At 70.8% G+C, this 5,553-nt stretch carries 3 protein-coding genes and 1 pseudogene; all 4 read right to left on the reverse strand.

Annotation, left to right across the window (positions count from 1 at the left end):
* A partial coding sequence (gene hrpA, locus ASJ79_RS17305) for an ATP-dependent RNA helicase HrpA (protein WP_231750888.1) occupies positions 1–3,754 on the reverse strand: 3,754 nt, incomplete at its 3' end.
* A 25-nt stretch (positions 3,755–3,779) separates the two neighbouring features.
* Positions 3,780–4,103 (reverse strand): hypothetical protein, encoded by a 324-nt coding sequence (locus tag ASJ79_RS17310; protein WP_067957561.1) that lies wholly within the window; start codon positions 4,101–4,103, stop codon positions 3,780–3,782.
* Between the two features lie 30 nt (positions 4,104–4,133).
* Positions 4,134–5,033 carry a mycobacterial-type methylenetetrahydrofolate reductase gene (locus tag ASJ79_RS17315; RefSeq protein ID WP_067957565.1) on the reverse strand — a complete coding sequence of 300 codons (900 nt, stop codon included), beginning with the start codon at positions 5,031–5,033 and terminating at the stop codon, positions 4,134–4,136.
* Positions 5,034–5,427: 394 nt separating this feature from the next.
* A pseudogene (locus tag ASJ79_RS32380) lies at positions 5,428–5,553 on the reverse strand (fatty acid desaturase); the annotation flags it as partial.

Raw genomic sequence — 5,553 nt, forward strand, 5'->3', positions numbered from 1 at the left:
TCTGCCACCACCGACGTCGTGCGTCGTGTGGAGAAGGTGCTCGCCGCGCTGCACGAGGTCGAGGTCGCACTGCCCGCTCCAGCCGGCGCCCGATCGCGGTCAGGTAGCGGGTCAGGTCCCCGAGCCGGGCCGCACCCGTCGCGGCGACGAAACCGGCGGGGACCAACCGGGACAACTGCGCGCGGATGTCCGCGACCGCGTCGGCCTGGGCCGGCGTCGGCTTCGCGGGCAGTGCGACCTCGACCTCGTGCAGCGCGGCGAGCACCTTCTCCACACGACGCACGACGTCGGTGGTGGCCTGCGCCAGCCCTGCCGCCAATCTCTTTCGTGCCGAGGCGAACTCGTCTTTCGTCCACACCGGCGCGGGAACCAGGAGCTGCGCCGCCGCGGCGGCGCAGTCGTCGAGCAGCGCCGACAGTGAGCCGTCGGGGTTGCTGCCCAGCATCAGCCGGGTCCGGGTATCCAGGCCGCGTTCGACGTGCTTGGCCACCGACGGACCGGCGAGCAACAACAGCCGCCGGCTGCCGCCCGGCATCGCGGTGTCCTGCTCAGCCCGGGTGGCGAACACCCTGATGTCGACCGCGGGTCCGGCATCCACCAGTGCGGGGTACCCGCGGACGAGATGCCCTGTGGCGCTGTTGTTCTCGACGACGCGGGGTAGCTCGTCGAGGTCGTCCGGCCAGTTCCGCAGGCCTGTGCGCTCCAGCCCGCCGGCGACCGTGGCAGCCACCGCCTGGCGGGCGGGGGCGGCGAGCTTGCGGCGCAGCTCCTCGAGGTCCTTGCCGCGCGACACGACGGTGCCGTCGGCGGCCTCGACCGCGAAGGTGACCCGCAGGTGCGGCGGAATCTTGTCCAGGTCGAACGCGTCGACCGGCACCAGAATGCCGGTGCGGCGGCGCAGTTCGCGCTGCACGGCGTCGAGCAGCGGCCCGCTGTCGGGGGTGATCGAGGCCAGCAGGGCCCTGGCGGTGTCCGGCGCCGGGACGAAGTTGCGGCGCAGGTCCTTGGGCAGCGACTTGATCAGTGCGGTGAGCAGCTCCTCCCGCAGCGCCGGTACCTGCCAGGCGAACTCGTCGCCGCCGAGCCGGGCGAGCACGTCGACCGGGACGTGCACGGTGACACCGTCGTCGGCTGCGCCGGGTTCGTACCGGTAGGTCAGCGGCAGCGCCAGGTCCCCGGCCTGCCAGGCGTCGGGCTGCTCGGCTCCGGACTCGTTGCGCAACAGGTCTTCCCGGCTCATCGTGAGCAGCTCGGGGGTGCGGTGCCGCTGCTTGCGCCACCAACCGTCGAAATGGCGGGCCGACACCACGTCGGCGGGCACCCGGGCGTCGTAGAACGCGTAGATCTCGTCGTCGCCGACCAGCAGATCACGGCGGCGGGCCCGATCTTCCAGCTCGGCGAGTTCCTCACGCAGCCTGGCGTTGTCGCGGAAGAAGTGGTGCCTGGTCTGCCAGTCCCCCTCGACCAGCGCGTGCCGGATGAACAGCTCGCGCGCCACCTCGGGGTCGACCTGCGCATAGCCGACCCGGCGGCGCGCCACCAACGGCAGCCCGTAGAGGGTCACCCGCTCGTAGGCCATCACCGCGCCGCGCTCGGCGTCCCAGTGCGGTTCACTGTGGGTGCGCTGCACCAGATGTCCGGCGACCCGCTCGACGGCCTCGGGTTCGATACGGGCCGCGGTCCGGCCGAACAGGCGGCTGGTCTCGACCAGGTCGGCGACTACCACCCAGCGCGGCGGTCGCTTGCTCAGCACCGAACCCGGCGCCAGCACGAAGCGCGCGTTGCGGGCACCCTGGTAGCTGCGTCTGTCGGTGTCGCGCATCCCGATGTGTGACAGCAGGCCCGCGGTCAGCGCGGCGTGCACCCGCGCGGGGTCGGCCGGTTCGTCCCCGCTCCCCTCCCGGATCCCGATGTCGCGGCAGATCCCGCGCAGCTGGCCAACCAGGTCCTGCCACTCGCGGATCCGCAGGTAGTGCAGGAACTCGTCGCGGCACATCCGCCGGAAAGAGCTGCCGGAACGTTCTTGTCGCTGCTCGGTGAGATAGCGCCACAGGTTCAGATACGAGATGAAGTCCGAGTGCTGGTCGGCGAACCGGGCGTGCTTCTGGCGGGCCGCCTCCTCCTTGTCCACCGGGCGTTCGCGCGGGTCCGGGATGGACAGCGCCGCGGCCAGTACCAGCATCTCGCGCACGCAGCCCTCGGCGTCGGCCTGCAGGATCATCCGGCCCAGCCGAGGGTCGACGGGGATCTGCGCCAGCCGCCGACCGACGTCGGTGAGTTGGCCCTGCTGATCGAACGCGCCGAGCTCCTGCAGCAGCGCCACCCCGTCCCGGACACTGCGCGCGTCGGGCGGGTCGAGGAACCCGAACCCCTCGATGTCACCGAAACCGAGCGCGGCCATCTGCAGGATCACCGCGGCCAGGTTGGTGCGCAGGATCTCCGGATCGGTGTAGCGGGGCCGGGATTCGAAGTCCTCCTCGGAGTACAGCCGGATGCACACGCCGGGCGCGGTGCGGCCCGAGCGGCCGGCCCGCTGCGCCGCCGACGCCTGCGAGATCGGCTCGATGGGCAGCCGCTGCACTTTGGTCCGGCGGCTGTAGCGCGAGATCCGGGCCGTGCCGGGGTCGACGACGTAGCGGATGCCCGGCACCGTCAGCGAGGTCTCGGCGACGTTGGTGGCCAACACGATCCGGCGTGCGGTACGGCCGGGCTGGAACACCTTCTGCTGCTCGGCCGTCGGCAGACGCGCATAGAGCGGAAGCACCTCGGTGTGGCCGGGGTCGACGACTGCGCGCAGAGCTTCTGCGGTGTCCCGGATCTCGCGTTCACCCGACAGGAACACCAGCACGTCACCGGGCGGCTCGGCCTCGAGCTCGGCCACCGCGTCGATGATCGCCTCGGTCGGGTCGCGCAGCTCGGTGCGCACCACCTCGTGGTCGGGGTCGTCGGGGTCTTCGCCGTCCTCGGCCGGCACGGTGACTTCCAAAGGGCGGTACCGGATCTCCACCGGATAGGTGCGTCCGCTCACCTCGACGATGGGAGCGTCACCGAAGTGCGCGGCGAAGCGCTCCGGCTCGATCGTCGCCGACGTCACGATCACCTTCAGGTCGGGCCGGCGGGGCAGTAGCTGCCGCAGGTAGCCGAGCAGGAAGTCGATGTTCAGGCTGCGCTCGTGGGCCTCGTCGATGATCAGCGTGTCGTAACGGAGCAGGCGGCGGTCCCGCTGCACCTCGGCCAGCAGGATGCCGTCGGTCATCAGCTTGACCAGCGTGCGGTCGGAGGCCTGGTCGGTGAACCGCACCGTGTAGCCGACCGCGTCACCGAGCTCGGTGCCGAGCTCCTCGGCGATGCGCGCCGCGACGGTGCGGGCCGCGAGCCGGCGCGGCTGGGTGTGGCCGATGGTGCCGCGGACACCGCGGCCAAGCTCGAGGCAGATCTTGGGCAGCTGGGTGGTCTTGCCCGACCCGGTCTCGCCGGCGACGATCACCACCTGGTTGGCCGCGATCGCCGCGGCGATCGCGTCGCGCCGCTCGGTGACCGGCAGGTCCGGATAGCTGATCTGCGGCACCGCCGCGAGCCGGGAGGCCACCAGGGCCTCCCCCGCGGCGAACCGCTTCGCCAGGGGATCGAGTTGCTCCGCGGACGGCCGGCGCAGCTGCCGCAGCCGCCGGCCCAGCCGCGCGGCGTCGCTGATCGTCAGACCGTCAAGGCGTGCGCGCAGGGCACGGACGTCGGCGCTGGACGGATCGGGCACTCCCGCAACGATAGGCGGGCGGTCGTCATCCCGGCGCCCGGGTGCGGGCGTACAGCACTGCGGCGGCGAGCAGGATCTCGGCCGCGGCGACCACCGTGGCCGACCCCATCGCGGTCGCGGCGGCCGCGGCGGGGTGGCCATGGTGCCCGACCATCGGCAGGTGTACGCCGATCATCGCGATGTTCATCACCGCGACCAGCAGCCAGCTGCGCACGGAGTCGAACCGCCCCAGCTCGTAGGCGCAGTACAGGCATGCGGCGGCCATCGCGACCGCCAGCACGGACAGCGACGCCCCGTGCAGCACGGCCGACGTCACGGCCAGCAGAACCCCGGCGCCGCGCACGACCATGCCCAAGTAGACATCGGCGGCGCCGAAAACTCAGCGCGAAGCGGTGTCCGGCGACCAGTAGGCCAGCATCTCGGCCAGCGTCTCGAACGCGGCGGTGTTCACGCCGTAGGTCGCCTCGTAGTGCACGCTCAGTGGGAACCCGAGGTCGGCGACCCCGTCGATGACGCGCTTGTACAGGTCCACCATCAGGCGGCGCCGGCCCTCGGGGTCGGTCTCGGACAGGGTCCGGACGAACTCCTGCTCCCGCTCGACGGCCGCGTTGCCGGGATCCTGGATGAGCCAGTTGATCAGCCCGACCCGGCTCTCGACCTTCGGCACGAAGCCGAATGACAGCAGGATCTCGGGCCGGTGGTCGGTGGTCGCGGCGAACTCCTTCAGGAAACCCACGATGGCGTCCGAGTAGAGCAACTGGGTCATGCCGTAGGTGGCGCCCCGGTCGCACTTGAAGTTGAACCGGCCGTGCTCGCCCTCGCGCGTCGGGATCAGGATGACACCCCGGTTCTGCACGACCTTGTCGAAGAGTGACAGCGCGTCGGTCGGGGCCACGCCCGAGCCCTCGCCGTCGTTGAGGGTGCGGGGCACACCGACGAACGCGATGCCCTCGAACCCGCTGTCGCCGAGCTCGGCCAGCCGGCCGTGTAGCGCAGCCTCGTCCATGAACGCGGTGACCTGGGTGCACAACCCCTTGATGCCGGGGAGCTCGGGTTTGATCATCTTCCAGAAGTCGAGCACGTCGAGCTTGGGCTTCATCTCGATGGGACGACCATCGTCCTCCTCGATCATCCCGGGGATCATCACGTGCCGGATCCGGCCCGCCAGCCCGGCCTCGGCCGAGCACCGCAACACCTTCTCGGCGTCCTCCATGGCCTGCTCGCGACCCCGGTCCACATTGGGTGGCACGAGCTCCAAGGCGATGGTGTTCAAGCTCACAGCGTTGCTCCACATCTATGACGATCAGTCCCCCGGCGGCCCGCCGACGTCATCGTCGTGGCCTCGCATTCCCCCCTCGGCCGGAGAAAAATCACCATACCTGGGGCGCCATCCGTCACCTCAGTGAGCTTTCATGGGGTGTAGAGCGCCTATGAAGCCTATGAAGATGCCGCAGAGAAAGTCCCGCACCCGTCCCGTCCTGGTCGCAGCGCTGACCCTCCTCGCGGTGTTGACCGCATGCACCGGCCAGCAGACCACCCCCGGCGCCACCTCGGCGACGCCGTCCAGCTCGCGCTCCCCGTTCGAGCCGACGACGAGCCCGGCGCCGGAGCCCACCGGTCCGCTGCTGGCCTACCGCGCGAGCGACGAGCTCGGGATCGTCGACGGCACCACCGTCGCGGCCCTTGAAGATCTTGCCGAGCTCCAGGTGCTGCAGACCCACGCCCCACTCGAAGCCGACCGCCAGCATCGTGTTGAAGAACAGATTGAGCACGTTCATCGGCCGCCACCGCTGATCGCG

The sequence above is a fragment of the Mycobacterium sp. NAZ190054 genome, assembly GCF_001545925.1.
In the GTDB taxonomy this organism is placed as follows: Bacteria; Actinomycetota; Actinomycetes; order Mycobacteriales; family Mycobacteriaceae; genus Mycobacterium.